Annotated in this window: 1 tRNA gene and 1 rRNA gene; both read left to right on the forward strand. The window is 41.9% G+C overall.

Annotated elements, in window-relative coordinates:
* A 16S ribosomal RNA gene (locus MTCD1_RS18380) occupies positions 1-54 on the forward strand; the annotation flags it as partial.
* Positions 55-229: 175 nt separating this feature from the next.
* A tRNA-Ile gene (locus MTCD1_RS18385) sits at positions 230-306 on the forward strand.
* Positions 307-596: the final 290 nt, after the last annotated feature.

A 596-nucleotide genomic window follows, 5' to 3' on the forward strand; every position in this document is an offset into this window, starting at 1 on the left:
GTGAAGTCGTAACAAGGTAACCCTAGGGGAACCTGGGGTTGGATCACCTCCTTATCTTGAAGTAAAATTGCTTAATGAGAGCTTCGGTTCTACGAGTGTTCACACAAATTACATGATAACAAAAATGAAGAAACTTGTTTTTTTTAGCTTAGCTGGTTAGAACGTACCCATTCCTGATGAAAGCAGGGTGAGGGCGGCGCCGACGAGTTAGATAAAGCATAACCATGATAGGTCTGTAGCTCAGCTGGTTAGAGCGCACCCCTGATAAGGGTGAGGTCGGCAGTTCAAGTCTGCCCAGACCTACCAATTTCGTATTCTATCTGCGTTAGTTCGCAGCTCGTGTAGAAAGCCTACACGTCGCTACCAACTGCCTTGATATAAAACGAAATGGTATTGTTTCTCTGTATAAAGAAAGAAGCCAAACTTAAAGTGTTGTCGGCGGGAATTTATTCACGCTTATGAAAACAACTTAAGTTTGGTTTTTTAAACCACTTTTTAAGCGAATGTGCCTTAAATTGAAGTTCTTTAACAATCTGGAAAGCTGATATAAATATCGGTATTTATGTCGTAACGAACGGTGTCGCGCTGAACGTTGC

This window comes from Colwellia marinimaniae (assembly GCF_002207865.1).
GTDB classification, from domain to species: Bacteria; Pseudomonadota; Gammaproteobacteria; order Enterobacterales; family Alteromonadaceae; genus Colwellia; species Colwellia marinimaniae.